General features: G+C 68.8%; 17 protein-coding genes. 3 read left to right on the forward strand and 14 right to left on the reverse strand.

Annotated features, from left to right (window positions below):
* Positions 1-148: 148 nt before the first annotated feature.
* Positions 149-844: a class II aldolase/adducin family protein gene (locus ACTU3I_RS00290; protein ID WP_442923595.1), complete on the reverse strand. Its 696-nt coding sequence runs from the start codon at positions 842-844 to the stop codon at positions 149-151.
* Complete coding sequence (locus ACTU3I_RS00295) at positions 841-2,337, reverse strand: aldehyde dehydrogenase family protein (RefSeq protein ID WP_442923596.1); 1,497 nt, start codon at positions 2,335-2,337, stop codon at positions 841-843. Before ACTU3I_RS00295 ends, ACTU3I_RS00290 begins: the two co-directional genes overlap by 4 nt.
* A 170-nt stretch (positions 2,338-2,507) precedes the next feature.
* On the opposite strand from ACTU3I_RS00295, the gene ACTU3I_RS00300 reads away from it, so the two are divergent.
* Together ACTU3I_RS00300 and ACTU3I_RS00305 are read left to right on the forward strand one after the other, a co-directional pair.
* On the forward strand, positions 2,508-3,743 hold the full coding sequence (locus ACTU3I_RS00300) for a CaiB/BaiF CoA transferase family protein (protein ID WP_442923597.1): 1,236 nt from the start codon (positions 2,508-2,510) through the stop codon (positions 3,741-3,743).
* Entirely contained in the window at positions 3,740-4,657 is a 918-nt protein-coding gene (locus ACTU3I_RS00305; RefSeq protein WP_442923598.1) for a hydroxymethylglutaryl-CoA lyase, read from the forward strand. The genes ACTU3I_RS00300 and ACTU3I_RS00305 overlap by 4 nt, the downstream gene beginning before the upstream one ends.
* Positions 4,658-4,675: 18 nt before the next feature.
* On the opposite strand, the gene ACTU3I_RS00310 is transcribed toward ACTU3I_RS00305, so the two are convergent.
* Positions 4,676-5,455, reverse strand: coding sequence for an IclR family transcriptional regulator (locus ACTU3I_RS00310; RefSeq protein ID WP_442923599.1), 780 nt, complete (start codon positions 5,453-5,455; stop codon positions 4,676-4,678).
* Positions 5,456-5,552: 97 nt separating this feature from the next.
* On the opposite strand from ACTU3I_RS00310, the gene ACTU3I_RS00315 reads away from it, so the two are divergent.
* A complete protein-coding gene (locus ACTU3I_RS00315) occupies positions 5,553-6,473 on the forward strand; it encodes a MarR family winged helix-turn-helix transcriptional regulator (RefSeq protein WP_442923600.1) in 921 nt (306 codons plus the stop codon).
* Between the two features lie 37 nt (positions 6,474-6,510).
* Here ACTU3I_RS00315 and ACTU3I_RS00320 read toward each other — a convergent pair whose 3' ends face one another.
* The 11 genes from ACTU3I_RS00320 to ACTU3I_RS00370 all read right to left on the reverse strand — a co-directional run bounded on the left by ACTU3I_RS00320 (position 6,511) and on the right by ACTU3I_RS00370 (position 19,102).
* Positions 6,511-7,500: an ABC transporter permease gene (locus ACTU3I_RS00320; RefSeq protein WP_442923601.1), complete on the reverse strand. Its 990-nt coding sequence runs from the start codon at positions 7,498-7,500 to the stop codon at positions 6,511-6,513.
* Positions 7,497-9,038 carry a sugar ABC transporter ATP-binding protein gene (locus ACTU3I_RS00325; RefSeq protein ID WP_442923602.1) on the reverse strand — a complete coding sequence of 514 codons (1,542 nt, stop codon included), beginning with the start codon at positions 9,036-9,038 and terminating at the stop codon, positions 7,497-7,499. Before ACTU3I_RS00325 ends, ACTU3I_RS00320 begins: the two co-directional genes overlap by 4 nt.
* A 35-nt stretch (positions 9,039-9,073) precedes the next feature.
* Positions 9,074-10,111 (reverse strand): sugar ABC transporter substrate-binding protein, encoded by a 1,038-nt coding sequence (locus ACTU3I_RS00330; RefSeq protein ID WP_442923603.1) that lies wholly within the window; start codon positions 10,109-10,111, stop codon positions 9,074-9,076.
* 31 nt (positions 10,112-10,142) lie between these two features.
* Positions 10,143-10,640, reverse strand: a complete 498-nt coding sequence (locus ACTU3I_RS00335; protein ID WP_442923604.1) for a nuclear transport factor 2 family protein — start codon at positions 10,638-10,640, stop codon at positions 10,143-10,145.
* A 62-nt stretch (positions 10,641-10,702) separates the two neighbouring features.
* On the reverse strand, positions 10,703-12,841 hold the full coding sequence (locus ACTU3I_RS00340; RefSeq protein ID WP_442923605.1) for a hydantoinase B/oxoprolinase family protein: 2,139 nt from the start codon (positions 12,839-12,841) through the stop codon (positions 10,703-10,705).
* Positions 12,831-14,972 (reverse strand): hydantoinase/oxoprolinase family protein, encoded by a 2,142-nt coding sequence (locus tag ACTU3I_RS00345; protein WP_442923606.1) that lies wholly within the window; start codon positions 14,970-14,972, stop codon positions 12,831-12,833. Before ACTU3I_RS00345 ends, ACTU3I_RS00340 begins: the two co-directional genes overlap by 11 nt.
* A 184-nt stretch (positions 14,973-15,156) precedes the next feature.
* Positions 15,157-15,462 (reverse strand): putative quinol monooxygenase, encoded by a 306-nt coding sequence (locus tag ACTU3I_RS00350; RefSeq protein WP_442923607.1) that lies wholly within the window; start codon positions 15,460-15,462, stop codon positions 15,157-15,159.
* 44 nt (positions 15,463-15,506) lie between these two features.
* Positions 15,507-16,157, reverse strand: a complete 651-nt coding sequence (locus ACTU3I_RS00355) for an NAD(P)-dependent oxidoreductase (RefSeq protein ID WP_442923608.1) — start codon at positions 16,155-16,157, stop codon at positions 15,507-15,509.
* Entirely contained in the window at positions 16,154-16,645 is a 492-nt protein-coding gene (locus ACTU3I_RS00360; RefSeq protein WP_442923609.1) for a nuclear transport factor 2 family protein, read from the reverse strand. The genes ACTU3I_RS00355 and ACTU3I_RS00360 overlap by 4 nt, the downstream gene beginning before the upstream one ends.
* Positions 16,646-16,725: 80 nt before the next feature.
* Complete coding sequence (locus ACTU3I_RS00365) at positions 16,726-17,994, reverse strand: M24 family metallopeptidase (protein ID WP_442923610.1); 1,269 nt, start codon at positions 17,992-17,994, stop codon at positions 16,726-16,728.
* Between the two features lie 436 nt (positions 17,995-18,430).
* On the reverse strand, positions 18,431-19,102 hold the full coding sequence (locus ACTU3I_RS00370) for an enoyl-CoA hydratase/isomerase family protein (protein ID WP_442923611.1): 672 nt from the start codon (positions 19,100-19,102) through the stop codon (positions 18,431-18,433).
* Positions 19,103-19,175 lie beyond the last annotated feature (73 nt).

The raw sequence follows: 19,175 nt of genomic DNA on the forward strand, positions 1-19,175 counted from the left end.
AGCAGGCGGCGCATCCGACGTCGACGCGGAGAGCCTGCGTAGAGGTCGTTCTCCGCGCGACGGTCCAAGCAGAGAGATTCATGAGTGGCTCCATTACCATTCCGTATACGGAGTAAATATAGAGGCGGGAGTTCTCCCGCGCAAGCATCTACCCGCGTCGAGCGGCTCTCACGAGGTAGTCGTATCCGGCCTGGAGCTGCCGAGCAGTCCACAGATGCTCGCGCTTGTGCGCCACTTCCTGCTCATCCGACCACCGCTTGGGCCCTCCCGCAGCCATCGCGTCGAGCTGCACGCGGCAGGCGCGGTCCAGGAGTGCCGCGTGCATCACCGCCGACGCCAGCGAATCGCCGACCACGACCAGACCGTGGCCGGGGATCAGAACGCCGTTGGCCGCGCCCAGGCTGTCGGCGAGCGCCTGGCCGAGCTCCGCGGTGGAGATGAGATCGCCGGTGTCGAGGAAGCGCGGGATGTCGGGAGTGAGGAACGGGACCGCGTCGTGCGTGAGAGGACGAAGCGGCACGTCCAGGGACGCGAACGCGGCAGCGGCCGCGGAGTGCGTATGGACCACCGCGTTCACGTCCGGGCGCGCCCGCAGGATCTCCACGTGGATCGGGTACTCGATGTGGCGATCGCCGGTTCCCTCGAGCACCTGACCCTCGTCCGACACGAGGAGCACGTCATCGGCGGTCACCTCCTCGAATCCCAGGCCCGCTCGCTTCATGAGCACGGCTCCGTCTCGCGCAGCGCGGCCGGACACGTGACCCCAGACCATATCCGACTGCCCGGTGACGGCCAGTGCTCCGTGCGCCTCGGCGACGCGCTCGCGTTCGTCCCGCGCGTTCATAGCATCACGTTGACGGACTTCGACTGCGCGTAGCTCAGCAGTTCCTCGATGCTTTCCTCCCGCCCGACCCCCGAGTTCTTCCAGCCGCCGTACGGCACTCCTTGGAAGTGGGGACCTGCGCCGTTGATCCAGACGAAGCCGGCCTCGATGGAGCGCGCGACGCGATGCGCCCGCCTGATGTCGTTCGTGAAGATGCTGGCCGTCAGACCGTAGTCGACGTCGTTGACGATGCGGATCGCCTCCTCCTCGTCCGTCCAGCGCAAGACCGAGACGACGGGCCCGAAGATCTCCTCCCGGCTGACTGCCCAGTTGCTCCCGACGCCGTCGAGGAAGGTGGGTGCGACGAACAGGCCGGTCTCCACCGACTCCGGTCGTCCACCCCCGGTGACGACCTGGGCGCCCCGCTGCACGGCATCGTCGATGTAGCCGATCGCCCGGTCGAACTGCCTGCGGTTGACCATCGTGCCCTGGACAGCGGCGGGATCCAGCGGCGAGCGATACTCGCGGTCGGCCAGCAGCGCCCGCACCTCGGCGAGGACGTCGTCGGCGATCGAGTCGTGCACCAGCAGGCGCGATGTCGAGCCGCAGGACTGCCCGGACCACGTGAAGTTCATCCCGCGAATGGCCGCAGCGGCGACTTCCGCCGGGTCGGCGTCGGGATACGCGATGAGCGCGTTCTTGCCACCGAGCTCGAGAGTGATGTGCTTGACGGCGACCTCCGCGGCCGCCCTCTGGATGGCGAGGCCGACCGCGCCGCTGCCGGTGAAGCCGATCCGGCGAACCTTGGGGTGGACCACGAGCGCATGCGGCGCGGTAGGACCGTCGCCCACGACGATGTTCACGACACCGGGCGGGAAGATCTCCTGGATCAGGTCCCCGAGCAGCAAGGCGGACAGCGGTGTCGCCTCCGCGGGCTTGAGGACCACGGTGTTGCCGGCGACGAGCGGAGCCCCGATCTTGCTCGCGGCGAACATGAACGGATGATTGAAGGGGACGATCTTCCCGACGACGCCGTACGGCTGCAGTTCCGTGAAGTGGAGGTTCGAGCTCGCCGGGACGGTGTACCCCTTCAATTCCAGCGCCAGACCGGCGAAATACCTCAGGCTCTCGAGCGCGATCTTGACGTCGAGCATCATGACGCCGATCGGGGCCCCGCCGTCGATGGAGTCCAGTGCCGCGAAGTCCTGCCCGCGCTCCTCGATGGCGTCCGCGAGCCGCAGCACGAACGCTGCGCGCTCCCCCGCGGGGGTCCTCGCCCACCCCGGGGCCGCGGCGAGAGCGGCGTCGACCGCGTCGTTCATGTCGCCGGCGTCGGCATCCGGAACGTCGGCGATGCGCTCCTGCGAATAGGGGCTCGTGACCGCGAACGTGCGGCGCGACGCCGCGGGCACCCGGCGATTACCCACCAGCGAGAGCCATTCGCGATCGAGCAGCTGGGCGACGCGCGCCTCGTTGGTTGCGAGAGTGGCCGGAGGGATGACGGTCGTTGTCATGCGGCGAACCTTTCACAGGGCGGCACGGAAAGCCGCCTGATGCGTTGGTAAGTATACAAACTATTTTCGTATCGGGAAAGGTTTGAAGTCCTGAACGTCCCATATAGTAGGTCTGGATCTCACGATACAGTCCAGCGAGGACGACTCGACGCGTCCGATCAGGAGGTTCCATGTCCCCCGCGAACGATGCCCGACCCCTGGCCGGCGTTCGAGTGATCGAGCTCGGGAATTACATCGCGGCGCCCACCGCAGGGCGACTCCTCGCCGACTTCGGCGCCGAGGTGATCAAGGTCGAGCGCCCGGGTTCGGGGGACGAACTGCGACGCTGGCGACTTCACGCCGGCACGACCTCGATGCTGTTTCGCACTCTCAACCGCAACAAGAAGTCCGTCGCGCTGGACCTGCGTAGCGAGGTCGGCATGCGAGCCGTCCGTGAACTCGTCGGCGTCTCGGACGTGCTGATCGAGAACTTCCGTCCGGGGACCCTGGAGGCGTGGGGCCTCGGCCCGACGGTCCTGGATGAGCTGAACCCGCACCTCGTCACTGCCCGGATCTCCGCGTTCGGGCAAACCGGGCCGATGTCCGGGCGCCCGGGGTTTGCCGCCGTCGCCGAGGCGTATGGGGGTTTCCGTGAGCTCGTCGGCGAGCCCGACCGGCCGCCGGTGCGCGTGGGGGTCTCGATCGGCGACACGATCGCCGGGCTCTACGCCGCTTTCGGGGTGGTCATGGAGCTGTTCGAACGGGAGCGCCGAAGCGACGCCGTGCCCGCAGCCGAGCGGTACATCGACGTGGCCTTGCACGAGGCGATGTTCTCCGTGATGGAGTCGCTGCTGCCCGACTATTCGGCCTACGGCGTCGTGCGCGCCCGGATCGGGGGGCGGGTCGAGGGGATCGCCCCGTCCAACGCGTACGTGTGCGCGGACGCCGCGAGCATCGTCGTCGCCGGCAACGCAGACCGCATCTTCGATCGGCTCATGCGGGCCATCGGCCGGCCGGATCTGGCGGACGACCCGGAGCTGGCCAGCAACGACGGCCGGTGGCAGCGACGGGACGAGCTCGATGAGGCGATCGGCGCGTGGGCGGCCAGCCTCACGAGCGCGACCGCGCTCGCGGTCCTCGACGAGGCTGGAGTTCCTGCGGGGCCGATCCTGCGCGCATCGGACATCGTCGATGATCCCCAATACCGCGCGCGCGACATGGTGCAGGATCTCCCGGTCGACGACGGAGAGACTGCGTTCGACTCCGTCTCCTTCCCGGGTATCGTGCCGGTGCTGGCCGGGCGCTCACTGCCCGTCAGGTTCCTGGGCCCGGACCTCGGCGCTGACACGACGGCCGTCCTCTCCGGATTGCTGGGGTGGGACGCCGATCAGGTGGCGGCCGCAGGAGCAGGAGAGGATCGACGATGAACACCGTGATGCTGCGCGATGTGACGCTGCGCGACGGACTGCAGCTGACCGGAGGGTCGCTGACGGTCGAGCGGAAGGTCGAGATCGTCCGCGCGCTGTTCGCGGCCGGGATTCCCTCGCTCGAGATCGGCTCGCTCGCCCGAGCCGATCTGGTGCCCCCGCTCGCGAACTCCCTGGATCTCGTAGCCGCCCTGACCCCGCAGGAGCTCGAGCGGTCGTGGTTGTGGGTCGCCACTCCGGGACATGTCGCGAAGGCCGCCGCGGCAGGAGTGCGCAACGTGCAGTACTGTCTCAGCGTCTCCGACGCGCACAACCTCGCGAACATCGGCCGCACCACCGCACGGAGCATGGAACTGCTTCCGGAGGCGCTCGACATCGCCGAGGCCGCCGGCATGTCGGTTCAGCTGTGCCTCGCCACCTCCTTCACGTGCCCGTTCGAGGGCCCGATCGATCCGCATCGCGTATGGTCGCTCGTCGACGACGAGCGTGGTGCTCGCGCCAGTGACGTCGTCGTCTGCGACACGCTCGGTCAGGCCGGCCCGCGCGAGGTCGATGCGCTGGTAGCCGGCGTCGCCGACCGCGCAGCCGGTCGGGGAATCGCCTTCCACGGGCACGACACGTGGGGCATGGGCGCGGCCAACGCCCTGGCTGCGGTGGATGCCGGGGCGACAATGATCGACGGATGCCTCGGCGGCCTCGGGGGATGCCCGTTCGCGCCCGGCGCGAGCGGCAACACCGCGACAGAGGATCTCCTGTTCGCTCTGCGCCCCGACTGGCTCACGCCGGAGAGCTTCTCGGAGGTGGTGCGGCTCGGCGAGGCGGTCACCGCCGAGCTCTCCGAGGTCAACCGGTCACGGGCCGTCCAGGGCGCCCGTTCCGAGGCGCATGCGTTCCCCTGGGTGATCCGCGACTGACCCGGACACGGCGGTCCGTCACCGGTTCCGCGGCATCCGGCCCCCGAGCATCTCTGTGGCGACCTCGGCGCTTCGCAGCAGCGTCTCGAGCCAGCCGGTCATCACCTCGGGGTTCATGCGGAAGTTCGGCCCCATGATCGAGATCGCCCCAGCCGTTCGGCCGTATCCGTCGAACACCGGTGCCGACATCCCGGCTGCCGCTGTCTCCCTCTCCCCCTCGGTGATCGCATAGCCGTCCGCGCGGGTCTGGGCCAGGAGCCCTCTCAAGACTTCGGGGTCGGTCACCGTCCGGTCGGTGAGCGGCTCGAGGGCCTGGGAGAGGACGTCTCCCGCGAGGTCATCGTCGTACGCCAGGAGCACCCGCCCGGAAGACCCGACATGGATCGGGGCGACGTCGCCGACGCGGAGCGCTCGCCGGAGCGCGTGCCGGGTCTCGGCGACGGCGACACAGACACGGAACTCGCGCTGCCCGCGGTAGAAGGCCGCGGTCTCCCCTGTCTCGTCCCTCAGCCGTCGCAGGATCGGTTGCACGACCTCGTGCACCTCGGCGCCGTGAGCCGCGGGCGCGGCCCAGTGCATCATCCGCGCCCCGATGCGATACCGATCGTCTCGCCGGTCGAGGAATCCCGCGTCCGTCATGTTCGCGACGAGTCGTTGTGCCGTGGAGGACGGCAGCCCCGTCGCGTGGCGGATCTCGGCAAGCGTCCGCTCCGGAGCCTCGACGGAGAAGCTGTCCAGGATCCCGCGGATCTTGCCCAGCACCAGCAGCTGACCGCTGCCTCCTCCGTCACTGGACATGGTTCGAGTTTAGGTCGGCGATGCGCTGGCCCGGCATCGGCGCACTCACGTTCCGCACGTCTGTAGGGTGTGTACGGAGAATCACCGGAGGGGACACATGACAGTCATCGCGAAGGGCAGCGGCGCAGGCGCGTCGAGCTTCCTTCGGCTGGAGACCGCGTGCGGATACCTCATCCGGCGGACCCAACAGGTGCACAACGTCCTGTGGGCCGAGGAGTTCGACGGGAGGCTCACGAGCCCTCAGTATGCCGTCCTCGCCGCGCTGGCTGCGGAGCCGGGAATCGATCAACGGCGCCTGGGCGAGCTCGCCTCCCTCGACAAGTCGTCGATCGCCGATGTCGTCTCACGGCTGGCCTCCCGGCTGTGGATCGTCCGCGAGCGTGACTCGCACGATGGCCGGCGGAACGTCCTGCAACTGACCTCTGCCGCGGAGCTTGCATTCCACCAGCTGACGCCACCCGCCCAGCGCGTGCAGGATCGCCTTCTCGCGCCTCTCGACGAACAGGAGGCGGTGGCCTTCACCGCCGGGCTGGCCACGATCGCCCGCGCGCACCCCGCCCCGACCCTTCCGCCGGGGCGCACGAGCCCGGTGCTCGAGCTCAGTGCTCCCGGCCATCTCATCCGTCGCGCGCAGCAGCAGCACACGGCGATCTGGGCCGACCTGCTCGATCGTGAGCTCACCGGCCCCCAATGCGCCGTGCTGTACGTAGTGGCTGAGGAGCCCGGTGTCAGTCAGAAGCGCCTCGGAGAGCGGGCGGCGCTGGACAAGTCCACCGCCGCGGACCTGGTGCAACGACTCGTCCGCCGGGGCTGGCTCACGCGCGAGCGGATGCCGGAGGACGCCCGGGGGCGGATGCTCACCCTCACACCGGAGGGGCTCTCCGTCGTGGAGCGCACCGCGACCGCCGTCAGAGACGTCCAGGCGCAGCTGCTCTCTCCGTTGGACGAGCCCGCCCGCGCCGCGTTCGTGGAGATGCTGAGCCGGGTCGCTTTCGCCTCGACGGCGACGTCGGACTGACCCGGCGACGCGACTCGGCGCGCCCTGGCGGGTCACGTCACCGCGCGGAGCGGACCCGAGCGTCGACGGCGGCGGCTATCAGGATGATGCCGCCGTAGACGATGTTCCCGTAGAGGGGATCGATGTCGAGCAAATTGAACCCGTTCTGGATCAGCGAGAGGAAGACCACGCCGACGACCGTCCGCCATACGGCGCCGTCTCCTCCCCAGATGCTCGTCCCCCCGACTACGACCGCGGCGATCGTGATCAGCACAAGGCTCGTCCCGGCGGTCACCGGGACGCTCCCCGACTGCGAAGCCGAAAGGATTCCCGCGACCGCGGCGCCGAGGCCGCTCAGGACGAAGGTCGCGATCCGCACCGCGCTGACCCTCACCCCGGACAGCTCCGCCGCCAGGGCGTTCCCCCCGACCGCGTACATGTACCGGCCGTAGGTGGTCCTCGCGAGGATGAACCCCAAGACGAGCGCCCAGACGACGAACACCCACGTCATCAGGTCGAGACCGAGGAACCGCTTCATCGAGAGGCCGACGAACTCGGCGCTCGTCGAATCCGTCGTCTGCCCGCGGGTGACGGCCAGCACGAGCCCGCCGATCATGAGGCCGGATGCGAGCGTCGCGATGAAGGAGTTCACGCCTAGACCCGTCACCACGAGGCCGTTGAGGAACCCCAGCACCGCACCGGTGACCACACCGGCGGCGATGCCGGCAGGCACGGACACGCTATCGACGACGAGGACGGCGACGATCCCGGATGCCGCGAAGATGGCACCGACCGAGAGATCGAAGTTCCCCGCGATGATCAGAAGCGTGGCCGCGCACGCCATCACGCCGAGGACGGCCGACTGGCTGAGGACGTTCGTGAGGTTGGCGACGGTGAGGAAGTTGTCGGCGCTGACGGCCAGGTAGAGGAAAAGAGCCACCGTCAGCACGAGCACGGCGTACTCCCGCGCCAGCCTCCCGATCGTCGCGGGCCAGGTGCCGAGGGTGGCCTCCCGCGCTGGGCGTTGCGGATGGTCCGTGGTTCTCATGATGACTCCCGGTCGGCGCCGAAGGCGTGGCCGAGGATCGTCTCGGCTTCCACCGCCTCGTCCTTCAGCTCGCTGACGATGTGTCCTGCTCTCATGACGAGCACGCGGTGGGCGAGCCCGATCACCTCCTCGAGGTCGGAGGAGATCACGAGCACCGCCATCCCCCGGGCGGCCAGCTCGGCGATGAGGCCGTAGATCCGGGCCCTCGCCGCCACGTCGACTCCCTGGCTCGGCTCGTCGGCGATGAACACCCGCGGCGACGTCATCAGCCACTTGGCGAACATCACCTTCTGCTGGTTGCCTCCGGAGAGTGAGCCGACGGGGGCGTCGGCCGCCGAATCCCGGACACCGACCATGGCCAGCATGGCGCGCACGGCGCTGCGCTCTCGCCTCCGGCGCACGTACGACCAGCGCGCGAAGGCCCGGAGACGAGGCAAGCTCACGTTCTCGGTGACGGAGCGCCCGAGAACGAGACCGAGCTCCTTCCGACTCTCCGGAAGCATCGCGATGCCGGCCTTGATGGCCTGGCGCACGGAGCCGATCCGGACGGGGTGACCGTCGATCCGGATCTCGCCAGCGTGCTTGTCGGCACCGAATACGGCCCGCGCCAGCTCGCTGCGCCCGCTGCCCACGAGGCCCGCGATCCCCACCACCTCCCCCGGCCAGATCTCGAAGCCGGCGCCGCGGACCCCCGACGTGGAGGTGAGGCTCGAGACCCGCAACACCGGTACGCCGTCACGCGGCGGCGCGGACGTGGGAGGGAACTCCGAGGCGAGGCGTGATCCGACCATCGACGTCACCAATGAGTCGGCCGTCTCGTCGGCGGACGCGCCGGTGCGCACGACTCGTCCGTCGCGAAGCACGCTGACGTTGTCGCAGGCCTGGAGCACCTCACTCAGCCGGTGCGAGACGAAGACGATCGTGCGGCCCTCGTCCGCCAGCCGACGGAGCACGGCGACCAGCTGCCTTGCCTCGTCCGAGGTCAGCGCGGCGGTCGGCTCGTCCATCACGATCAGACGAGCGTTGCGCGCCACCGCCCGAAGGATCTCCGCCTTCTGCTGATCGCTCTTGCGAAGGGATCCGAGGCGTGCGTCCGCCGGCAACGAGAAGCCCACCTGTTCGCACAGCTCGCCGAAGCGGACCCGGAGCCGCCGGGCGTCGAGCACGGGCCCGCGGCTCGGCTCCTGCCCCAGCATCACGTTCTCCGCCACCGTCAGGGAGGGGACCACGGCGAGCTCCTGAGCCACGAGCGCCACACCGTGGCTCAGGGCTCCCGCTGCGCTGCGGTAGTGCACGGGCCGGCCGTCCAGGGAGAGCTGCCCCCCGTCGGGCGCGGTGACGCCGGCAATGATCTTGCCCAGCGTGGACTTCCCCGCCCCGTTCTCGCCGACCAGCCCGCGAATCTCTCCACTCTCGATGCTCAGCGTCACGCCCCTCACGGCATGCACGACTCCGTACCGCTTGTGGATGTCCGTGACGGTCAGCGAAAGACCGCTCGCCCGCCGGGGCACCCGTTCCGCGCGCGTCGCATCGACCAATGTCCTCTCCTTCCCCGAACCGTGCTGGCGCAGGATTACTGCGTGAACTCGCCCACGAAGTCGGGATAGTCCGCGAGGTTCTCCTGCGTGATCACCAGCGGCAGTCCTGCCTCCTTCAACGGATCGATCGCCGTCGGGATCGTCTTGCCTGCTGCCAGATCTGCCGCCAACTGCAGCCCGATCCTCATCTCGGTCGCGGGCAGGTTCACCGTCGTGCCGTACACCTCACCCGCCCTCATGGCCGTCATGATCGCCGCGCTCGCGCCGGCGGTCGCGATCAGCACGTCCTCGCCGGGGACCCGGTTCTCGGCCTTCAGCGCACTGATGGCACCCGTCGTCCCCTGCGCCGAGTACGACAGGATCACGTCGAGCTCCGGGTTCCGCTGCAGGAACGACTTCGTGGCAGTGATCGCGGCCCCGACGTCGGTCTCGCTCGACGTCTCCCCGACGACGGTGATGTGGGGGTGGGACTCGAGCGCAGATTGCAGCATCTCGGCGAGGATGGCGTCGCCCTGCGGGAGACTCTGCGAGGTCCGCAGCCAGCCGACCTCGCACGGGTCCTTCTCCGCGCACGCGGGGACGAGGATGTCGTCGACGAGAGCGCGCAGTTGGTCATCGAGCGGAGTGAAGACCTGGGCGACGACGCCGGCGGTCGTCGGCTCCGCGGTCGACGTGTCCGTGCCGACCGGGCCGACGGTCGAGATGAGAGGGATGCCGGCCTGGTCGGCCGCGGTCGCGCACCCGACGGCCGCGGAGGCGATGACGGTACTGATCACGATGGCGTCGTGTCGGCCGGAGCTGATGGCGTCGTTGCACGAGGCCACCGTCCTTGTCGGATCCAGCACCGCATCGAACATCTTGACCTCGACGCCCGATTCGGCCGCGAACTCCTCCATCGACTCGTTACCGGCGACGCAGTAGGGCGATGCGGTGCAGCTCAGCACCGCCACGCTGACCGACCCGCTCTCCTCCGCGTCGGCGGGCACGGCGGTGCTGCAGGCGCTGAGCGCCGACACCACCGCCAGTGCCGTCAACGCAACGAGCACACGACGCACAAGGGAATTGGAACGCATGGCTTCTTCTCCTCGCTGTGGTGGGAAGCGCTCAGGCGGACTTCTGGTCGAAGTCGAGCGGGTTCGAGTCGGATGCGGCGATGCCGTCGGGGATGAAATCGATCACGAGCTTTCGGTGGGCGATCTTCCATGCCCCGTTGCGCCGCTCGAATCGGTCGTAGAAGCGGCCGGCCGCGACGACGTCGAAGACCTTGCCGCGCGCATCCGGGTGGGTCTTGTGCAGGGCGACCGCGTACGACTCCACGTCGGCGGTGTCGCCGTGGAGGTCGATGAGGGACTGTGCTCCCAGGTGCAGCCAACTGCGGAACTGCTTCGGCACCCACTCCTTGCACCATTCGATGAGGCCGTCGATCGAGCCGGAGTACGCTCCGTCGTGCTCGTCGGTCGCGTCCTCGTGATAACACTCGCGCAGGAGATCCCAGTCCCCGGAATCGTCCGCGCGGAAGTACATGGCCAGCACGTCGCGGATCTCTTCACGGTCCGCCAAGGCCTGCAATCGGTCTTCGCCTAAGGCATCGAACTGCTTCATCGCACTTCCCTTCCGGTCAGCGGCCGGCGGTTCCGGCCGCGGTGGCGCGGGCATGCACCCGCCTAGCGGCCGCTCACGACCTCCGTGTCGAGCAGCGCCGCGCATCCGGGGCAGAACGCCTGGAGCAGTTCCACCTCGGAGTCCAGGAATCGATCGGGCGGCAGCCACACCACGCCCAGCTCGACCATGTCGCCGGCGGCGACGTGCGCGAGGGACAGGGGGTTCTGTGCGTCGTCGCCGACATCGGCCCCGCATCTCGCGCACGCGGCGGCACCGGTCGCGGTGATCGCGACACCGCCCGGCAGCGTCGCCTCCGTTTCGGTGAGCCCGGGCGAATTGAGGACCGCGACCGGGACGCCGCCGAGCCGGCGACTGCGGATCACCGCCCGCCGCTGTGCCGTCGCCGCCTGGTCGACGGAGGAGCCGTCGAGAACGACGCCGTACACGCGCTCGGCCGCTTCGGGACTCACATACCCCTCGACCACGTCGCGATGGACCCGCGACGGATCACGATCGAGCGGGTCGCCGTAGCCCCCGCCTCCGGCGCCGGAGGAGACGAACACGTCGCGCGTCCCGACGGTGACGTCGGAGGTCTTCGGATGGCACCAGTCCACGGTGTCCCCGAAATCCTCGACGGCTGCGGGCATCTCGCCCTGAGCGAATCTGCCAAGCGGATCGACGTCGCGGAACACGCGGAAGCCGAGGGACTTCGCGGGAAGACCGCCACTGATGCCCGCGCTGGAGGGGATGGCGACACCGTGGGCAGCGACCATCATCTCCATGGGCTGCGAGACGCCATAGAGGACGAGCGCCGACTCCCCCGCAACGCCACCGCGGTAGCGCCCCGCGCCGGCGCTGTCGGGGAGCTCGCGGCGGTAGAGCCAGAGGAGCGGTGTGTCGTGCTCCTGATGCTCGATGTTCGGGATCCTGCTCGCCGCGGCGAGCATGACCCCGGAGTAGTCGTCGCCGTCGCGCCAGCTTCGGGCTCCGGTTCCGCCCGGGACGACCTCGATGTTCAGGTGCAGCACTGGCGTCCCGTCGTCCACCACGCCGCGGAAGAGGTTCGACGGGATGCACGCGGCGGTCACGGCCATCGCGTTGCGCTGTTGATCCTCGGACGCGCCGGCGAGCATCCGGGAGATGAGCACCGTCGCCAGGGAGGCCGTCGCCAGCCCGCCGGAGATCGGCCCGGAGGACACCGCTGCCGGGAAGGTCGCCGCGATGAAGCTGCCGGGCCGGTATGCGCAGTCGACGGCTTTCATGATGCCGCCCGGAGCCCAGGTGAGGTCGGGGCACAGGAGGGGGAGGATGGCCGACAGCAGCCCGCCCCTCGTGGCGGGCCACGTGCTGTTGAAGAAGCCGGCCTGGTCGTCGGAGCCGGTCAGGTCGAAATGCAGCGTGTCGCCGGACTTCTGCATGGTCGCGCGAACGGCGTGGACCCGACGGTCGCCATCCCCGGACACGTCGACGAACTGGGTGCCCGACCACGTGCCATCCGGGAGGCTGCGCAGACGCCCGCGGAACTCCGATTCGGCATTGGAGAGGACTCGCGCGATCACGCGCTCGAGGACCTCGGGCGAGTAGGTCGCGGCGAGCTCCTTCATCCGTCGCACCGCAACCTGGTTCGCCGCGATCATCGCTCGCAGGTCGAGGGCGAGGAGCTCGGGAAGGCGCGACCTGCGGGTGAGCATCTGCTCGACATCGCGCTGGAGAACGGACCCGCGGAGGATCTTCATCGGCGGGATCGGCGCCGGCTCGCTGAAGACGTCGGGAGCGGCGCTGTTGAGCCCGCCCGGCAGGGATCCGCCGGTGTCCAGCATGTGCATGGTGTTGGCAGCCCAGGCGTACAACCGGCCGTCGATGAAGATCGGCGCGAGCACCGCCACGTCCGGCTGATGGACGACGCCGACCCACGGATCGGAGAGGAAGAACATGTCGCCGTCGTCGATGCCGGGGTTCTCGGAGCGGTGCTCGAGGGTCCACTCGATCGCGGCCTGAAGCCCCGTGCTGTGCACCGTCGCGAAGTCGCCCACACTGAAGATCGCGCCGCTCGCGTCGGCCAGAACGACTCCGAAGTCCATGCCCTCGGTGACCACGACCGAGCCGGACGTGCGTTGGAGAGTGGTCGCGATCTCCTCCGTCAGCTGCGTGAATTTATGCGCGATCACCTCGAAGGTGATCGGGTCGACATCAGCGCTCAAGATCGCTTTCCTTCGGGTCGGTGATGGTGATCACGTAGTTGCGCATCGCGTCCACCTCCAGACGCTGGCCCGGACGCACGGCCACGGTCGTCGTGGGCAGCTCCACGATCGCCGGACCGGTGAGCACCGATCCGACACCGAGGTTCTCCTGGCGATGAACGGGGGTCTCCTCCCGACGCCCCAGCTCCGGCCAGTGGACGGACCGGTGGGAGGACGGGTCCCAGGGCTGCACCGGGACGTCGGGAAAACGGAGGTCCAGGCGCGATACCACGCCGTAGGCATTGACACGGCACGTCGTGAGCTCGATGCCCGCATCCCGGAAACCTGCTTCGGCCCCGTAGAGCCGTCGGTACTCCGTGTCGAAGGTGTCCATGAGCCGCACCACGTCCGCAGCGCTGAGTTCGCCGGCGGGGACGGGGATCGTCACCTCGTTCGTCTGCAGCCGGTAGCGCATCGCGACGAACCGCTGGAGGATCTGGTCCCGCGCGTCCACGCCGTCGGAGACGAGCTGTGCCCGACCTTCGGCCTCCAGCGCGAGGAACGACGCGTTGATGACGGCCGGCTCCCCGGGCAGCGACAGACTCGCCGAGCGCTGGAAGGTGTGGTGGATGTCCGCCGAGGCGATTCCCCACGCCGAGAAGACGGACGCGAGCGGCCCGCCCGGGACCACCATGCTCTTCACGCCGAGGTTGGCCGCGTAGGCGGTGCCGTGCAGCGGGCCGCCGCCACCGTAGAGGAACGCGGTGAACTCGCGGGGGTCGTGGCCGCGCTGCACCGTCACCTGCCGCATCAGATCCGACATGTGACTGTCGGCGATCTGAACGATGCCCGCGGCCGCCTCGTCGACCGTCATCCCCAGCGGTTCGGCGACATGGATTCTCACCGCCTCGCGCGCGGCATCCACATCCAGCCGGATCTGGCCGCCCAGGAAGAACTCGGGATCGATCATCCCGAGGATGAGATCGGCGTCGGTCACGGTCGGGAGTGTTCCGCCGCGCCCGTAGCACGCCGGCCCCGGCATCGCACCCGCGCTGTCCGGCCCCACTCGAAGCCGGACCGAGTCGCCGACCCGCTCCGCCCGGGCGAGACTCCCCCCGCCCGCTCCGATCGAGACCGTGTCGACGAGGGGGAGGTGCAGCCGATGCTGATTGAGGATGGTCGTGGGCGTGAGCTCGAGCTCTCCGCGCACGACCAGTCCCACGTCGAAGGTCGTGCCGCCGACGTCGGTGCAGATGACGTTGTCGATGCCCAGCCTCGCCGCGAGCGCGCGGGCGCCGAGCACGCCGCCGGCGGGCCCGGAGCCGACGAGTCCCACGGGGGTCTTGCGGATCTTCTCGACCGAGGCGACCCCGCCGTTGCCCTGCATGATCCAGGGCGGCCGAGCCAGACCGCGCGCCGCCAGTCGCGCGGACAGGCGGTCGACGTAGTCAGCCGCGATGCTCGACATGGCCGCGTTGAAGCCCGCGGTCGTCGTCCGCTCGTACTCCCCCATCTGCCGCGCGACATCGACGGAGATCGTGACGGGCAGGTCGGGTGCCACCTCTGCGCAGATCTCTGCGACCCGCCGCTCGTGATCCGGGAGCAGGCACGACCACAGCAGGCACACGGCGATCGCTTCCGCGCCCTGGTCCCGTAATTGCGCCACGGCGGCGCGCACGCTCGTGTCATCCAGCGGCACGAGCACCTTCCCGTGCCGGTCCACGCGCTCCACGACTTCGCGCACGAGCGTCTTGCTCACCGGGATCGTGGGCTCCGGCCGTGCGAGGTGCGCGAAGCGATGCAGTTCGCTGTTGGCGCGGCCCGACGTGCGGCTGGCCGTCCGTGCGATGAAGACCGTGTCGCCGAAACCCCGGGTCGTGATCAGTCCGATGCGCGCACCCCGCCCCGTGACGAGTGCGTTGACGACGATCGTCGTCCCGTGCATGAAGTTCTGCGTGTCGGTCAGCAGCGACTCGACCGGTATCCCGAGCGCGCCGGCGGCGGCGACCACGCTCGACTCCACGCCGCCGACGAACTCCGGCGGTGTCGAGAGCTGCTTGCCGATGGTCAGGCTGCCTTCGGCGTCCACCACGACCGTGTCGGTGAAGGTGCCTCCGGTGTCCACGCCGATCGTGTACGGCCCGACGCTCATGCGCTCATCCGTCCACTCCATCGGCGCGACTCCGCGTCGACCACATCGGGGCCGGTCGTGGCAGGGGCATTCATCTCAGTCCTCTTCTTCTCTGTTCGGGCGTCCTGTCGCGCTGACTCTCTGAGCGATCGCGCGACGAGACCACCTGCCGCCGCGGACGACAGGTGTTCGCGCGTGATCCGCGCTAGCCGGCGTTACGCGTGTCGCACACGGTGTCGCGCGGCGGCCCGGCGAGCATCTCGACGAGGACCTCGAGCTCGGTGAGGATTCCGTCCCCGAGGCGCCACTCCTGGTACGCCTCGTGACGCTCGAAGGAGTCCCACGTCGCGATGATGAAGAGACGGTCGCGATCCTCGCGGTCCTGTGCGACGACGGCCGCTGAGCATCCGTCGAATCCGCGCACCTGCGGCATCACGGTCTCGAAGAGCGCAAGGGCTTCGTCGATGTATCCGGGCTTGAACTGCAGTTCGAGGATGGAGGTGATCGTCACGATGTCTTCCTTTGTTCGGGCGGGGTGCCGGTCGGGTGCCCGGCCTAGTAGGCGAAGTGGATCTGTGCGCGCTGATGGGACGGGAACTCGATCTGATCGAGAACCGCGCGGGCGAGATCCGCGGTCTCGATCACCGATCGGCCCTCTTCGTCGAAGAGCGCGACCTGTCCGCTCGTGCGGTAGACGCCTCGGGCGGGCCCCTGCGGCGCGTACGGCCCGAACTCGGCGGCGGGGCAGACGAACAGCCAGTCCAGTCCGGGAGGAGACGAGGATTCGAGCTGGCTGCGGACCTCCTCCATCTCGTAACCCTCCGCTTTGCGCGGCTCGGGGATGTCGAGATCGGCGAGGGTGTCGATCGCCCGGGGGCCGCCTTCGGCCAGCAGCATCGAGCCGAACCCCCCGATCACCACCAGGCGGGCTCCGGCACGAGCGGCCGCGTCGCCGAGGTCTGCGTAGGTCTGGACCAGGGTGCCGAGGGTCGTGCCCTTGGCGGACAGCGCCCCCACCACGACGTCGATCCCCGCCACGAGGGGCACTGCCCGCTCGGCGGCGAGCCCCGCCTCGTAGTGCACGGAGGGAACACGATCGCTCGGCAGGGTCCGGCTCAGCGCAGTCACCTTGTGACCGCGCGATGCCGCCTCGGCGACGATCGCCTTTCCCGCATATCCGGTGCCGCCGACGACGAGGATCTTCATCGCCCGTCCACCGACAGGAGGTTGGCGTCTTCCGAGACGGGGGCGCTCGGGATCCAGCTGATCACGAGCTTGCGGTGCGCGATGCGCCAGGCGCCGTCGCGTCGCTCGAACCGGTCGAAGAATCGACCGCCCGCGATGACATCCGCCTCGAAGCCCTTCTCGTCGGCGTGGGTCTTGTGGATGGCCACGGCGTACGTCTCGCTCTGCGCGGTGTCACCATCGACGTCGATGACCGACTGGCCACCGAAGTGCATCCAGCTGGAGAACGCTGTGGCGACGTTGTCGATGCACCACTGAACGAGCCCGTCGATCGGCCCGGTGTAGATGTCCGAGTGCTCGTCGATCGCGTCGGGGTGGTAGCAGCTCGCCATCAGATCCCAGTCCGCTGCGTCGACCGCGCGGAAGTAGGTGTACAGAACCTTGCGGATCTCCGCCTGGTCTTCCAGGGCCTGTAGCCGTCGGGCGATGGCGTCGAGTTCCTGCGTCATCATTGACTCCTTTGTGTGATTTCGGGAGTACGCCTCTCGTACTCCCCATGGGGGTGTTCAGTTGTGCATCGTGCTCAGGCTCAAGCGCCCGCACGAAGGATCTGCGCCGTGTACGGATTGAGGTCGATCGGCTCGTTCTCGCCGACGATCACGGTTCCGCCGATGGTCGCCTTGACGCGTCCGAAGGCGTAGTTGGGCTCGAACGCGAACCCCATCCCCGGTTCCAGGACCAGGTCCCGCTGGAGCGTCGGGTAGTCGTCCATGGGCGGGTACTCTTCGGCGCCGTCGAGCTTGCCGATCGTCCCGGGGAAGCCGCACAGCGGCCCGAACGGATTGATGCCGTGGGCCTGCGGCCCCATGACCCAGCCGCCACCGCCCTCGGTGGCACCGAGCATCGCATCGGCGACATCACCGAACGTGCGACCGGGGCGAAGCGCTTGCAGGCCGGCTTCGTACGATGCGCGGGCGACGGCTGCCGCGCGTTCGAAGTCGGGGTTCACGGCGCCGACGGCGATGATGACCTGGTGCTGGGTGTCACGCATCCCGAAGCGCGAGAACACCTCCCCGGCGATGATGTCCCCCTCCTCGATGATCCGAGCCGGCTGAGGCCGATAGGCCCATTGCGGCGGCCCCCAGGCCACCGGGCTCTTGCCCGTCCACAGATGCATGGCGGGAATGACCGCGCCCCGCGAGTAGGCAGCGGCCATGCCCGCCGCATAGACCTCGCTCTCGGGGACGCCGGGGGCGGCGGTCGTCGCCATCGCTCGCGCCATCGCGTCGCCCACCCAGGCGGAGTAGCGCATCACGTCGATCTCTTCCGCGCTCATCACCATGGTCAGCGTGCCGAACGCCTGACCGACGGGCACGAAGCGGGCGGCGGGAACGAGCTCGAGGACGCGATTCCATAGCGTGAAGGGGATGATTCCTTCACCGTGGAAGGGCGGATAGGGGTCGAGACCGACCACGCCCACGGTGCCCGTCGCCAACCCCGTCTCGTTCAGCACGTCGGCGATGCCCTGCGAACCCCGTCCCACTCGCATGTTGGCTGCGGGAACCCAGGTGATGTCCCCTCGCCGGATGCCCTCCATGTGGTCGGTGATGAACATCGACATGGGCGCCAACGCGATCGGTGCACCGGAACGCGGGTAGATCACCACCGTCCCGGCCCGACCGTTGGTGAACCAGGTGTCGAAATCGAACGCCGCCGCGCCGGCGTCCTCGTGCTCGCCGAACACGAGAAGTCCGTCGAGCCCCTCCCGCTCCATGAAGGTCCGAGCAAGTTCCCATCGTCGATCGCGTTCGGCCATCGAGTACGTGGGAACGTCCCCTGGCCAGGCCTGACCCTGCATGTCGTCCTCCTCAACGGCCTAAGTCACTGCTCCGTGGCTCCGTCAAGCACCACTACACACCAGATTTACTCCGTATGTCAACTAAATGGTTCACGTTTACGAAATTCCAAGAAGCGAACGTGCGCGAAGTTAGCGATTCTCCCGCACAAACGTGGCGAAGTCGCTCCCGACATGTGCCACAGTCGCCATCTTCCGTGTAAGGGATATGAAGCCGCGTCCACGGGATGGAGCAACCCCTCTGTAAAGCGCTGGTACCGCGAACCCGGCGTCGGGGCGGACTCGTCCATGTGGGCGACGGACGGCATCGACGACCTCGACGACCCTGCGTTCGTTCGATGAGGGAGGCAGCGACCAAGGGCGGGCCACCATGTTGCGGGAGGAGGAGTCGACGCGCGAAGGCGCGTCGGATCCCTGTGGTTCTGCGATTGCTGCGGTGTCAGCGGTTCATGTCGGCGAACAGCGCCACGGACGCATCCAGCGCTTCGTCGTAACCCATCTCCGCGAAACGGTAGAACGCCGGACGCCCCACCGCCGCGATCGCGCCCGCTCGCGCAGCTTTCTCCAGCCACTCTTCGGCGGTCGCGATCAGATGATCTGCAGGGGCGATCGCGTTGATGAGGCCGACTTCGCGCGCGCGCTCCGCGGAAAAGGGCTCGCCCGAGCCCACGTTCTCCATAGCCCACCGCGCGCCGAGCCGCTGGATGAGGGGCACCTGCGCGACCATCGGCCAGATGCCGAGCGACACCTCGCGGGTTCCGATCACGGCCTCGGGGGTGGCCACCGCGTAGTCCGCCACAGCCACGATGGAAGCTCCGGATGCTACGGCGTTGCCGTTGACCGCGGCGACGACGGGGGTGCCCAGGGTGGGCAGGTACTTCAGCAGCCCCGCCAGCGCGGTGGCGAACTCGACCGGATCGCCTCCGGCCTGAATCGCTGGGATGTCCAAGCCGCTGCAGAACACCTCGCCCGCGCCGGTGAGGATGATCCCGCTGACGTCGGCATCGGCATCCGCCGCCCGCAGCTCCTCCGACAGACCGGAGATGACTTGGGGGTTGAGGAGGTTTCCGTCGCCGGAGGGGTTGGTGATGGTGATGGTGACGATGCTCATTTGAGCGCTCCTTCAGGAGAGAGGACGGACTGCAGGACCGAATCGAACCGACGCGCGACCTCGTCCGCGTCAC

It is taken from the genome of Microbacterium sp. RD1 (genome assembly GCF_052220165.1).
GTDB lineage: Bacteria > Actinomycetota > Actinomycetes > Actinomycetales > Microbacteriaceae > Microbacterium.

Bases quoted from the DNA above. Each gene is read 5' to 3' on its own strand.
- ACTU3I_RS00290 (WP_442923595.1), bottom strand. From the start codon at position 844: ATGAACGCGCGGGACGAACGCGAGCGCGTCGCCGAGGCGCACGGAGCA.
- ACTU3I_RS00295 (WP_442923596.1), bottom strand. From the start codon at position 2,337: ATGACAACGACCGTCATCCCTCCGGCCACTCTCGCAACCAACGAGGCG.
- ACTU3I_RS00300 (WP_442923597.1), top strand. From the start codon at position 2,508: ATGTCCCCCGCGAACGATGCCCGACCCCTGGCCGGCGTTCGAGTGATC.
- ACTU3I_RS00305 (WP_442923598.1), top strand. From the start codon at position 3,740: ATGAACACCGTGATGCTGCGCGATGTGACGCTGCGCGACGGACTGCAG.
- ACTU3I_RS00310 (WP_442923599.1), bottom strand. From the start codon at position 5,455: ATGTCCAGTGACGGAGGAGGCAGCGGTCAGCTGCTGGTGCTGGGCAAG.
- ACTU3I_RS00315 (WP_442923600.1), top strand. From the start codon at position 5,553: ATGACAGTCATCGCGAAGGGCAGCGGCGCAGGCGCGTCGAGCTTCCTT.
- ACTU3I_RS00320 (WP_442923601.1), bottom strand. From the start codon at position 7,500: ATGAGAACCACGGACCATCCGCAACGCCCAGCGCGGGAGGCCACCCTC.
- ACTU3I_RS00330 (WP_442923603.1), bottom strand. From the start codon at position 10,111: ATGCGTTCCAATTCCCTTGTGCGTCGTGTGCTCGTTGCGTTGACGGCA.
- ACTU3I_RS00335 (WP_442923604.1), bottom strand. From the start codon at position 10,640: ATGAAGCAGTTCGATGCCTTAGGCGAAGACCGATTGCAGGCCTTGGCG.
- ACTU3I_RS00345 (WP_442923606.1), bottom strand. From the start codon at position 14,972: ATGAGCGTCGGGCCGTACACGATCGGCGTGGACACCGGAGGCACCTTC.
- ACTU3I_RS00355 (WP_442923608.1), bottom strand. From the start codon at position 16,157: ATGAAGATCCTCGTCGTCGGCGGCACCGGATATGCGGGAAAGGCGATC.
- ACTU3I_RS00360 (WP_442923609.1), bottom strand. From the start codon at position 16,645: ATGACGCAGGAACTCGACGCCATCGCCCGACGGCTACAGGCCCTGGAA.
- ACTU3I_RS00365 (WP_442923610.1), bottom strand. From the start codon at position 17,994: ATGCAGGGTCAGGCCTGGCCAGGGGACGTTCCCACGTACTCGATGGCC.
- ACTU3I_RS00370 (WP_442923611.1), bottom strand. From the start codon at position 19,102: ATGAGCATCGTCACCATCACCATCACCAACCCCTCCGGCGACGGAAAC.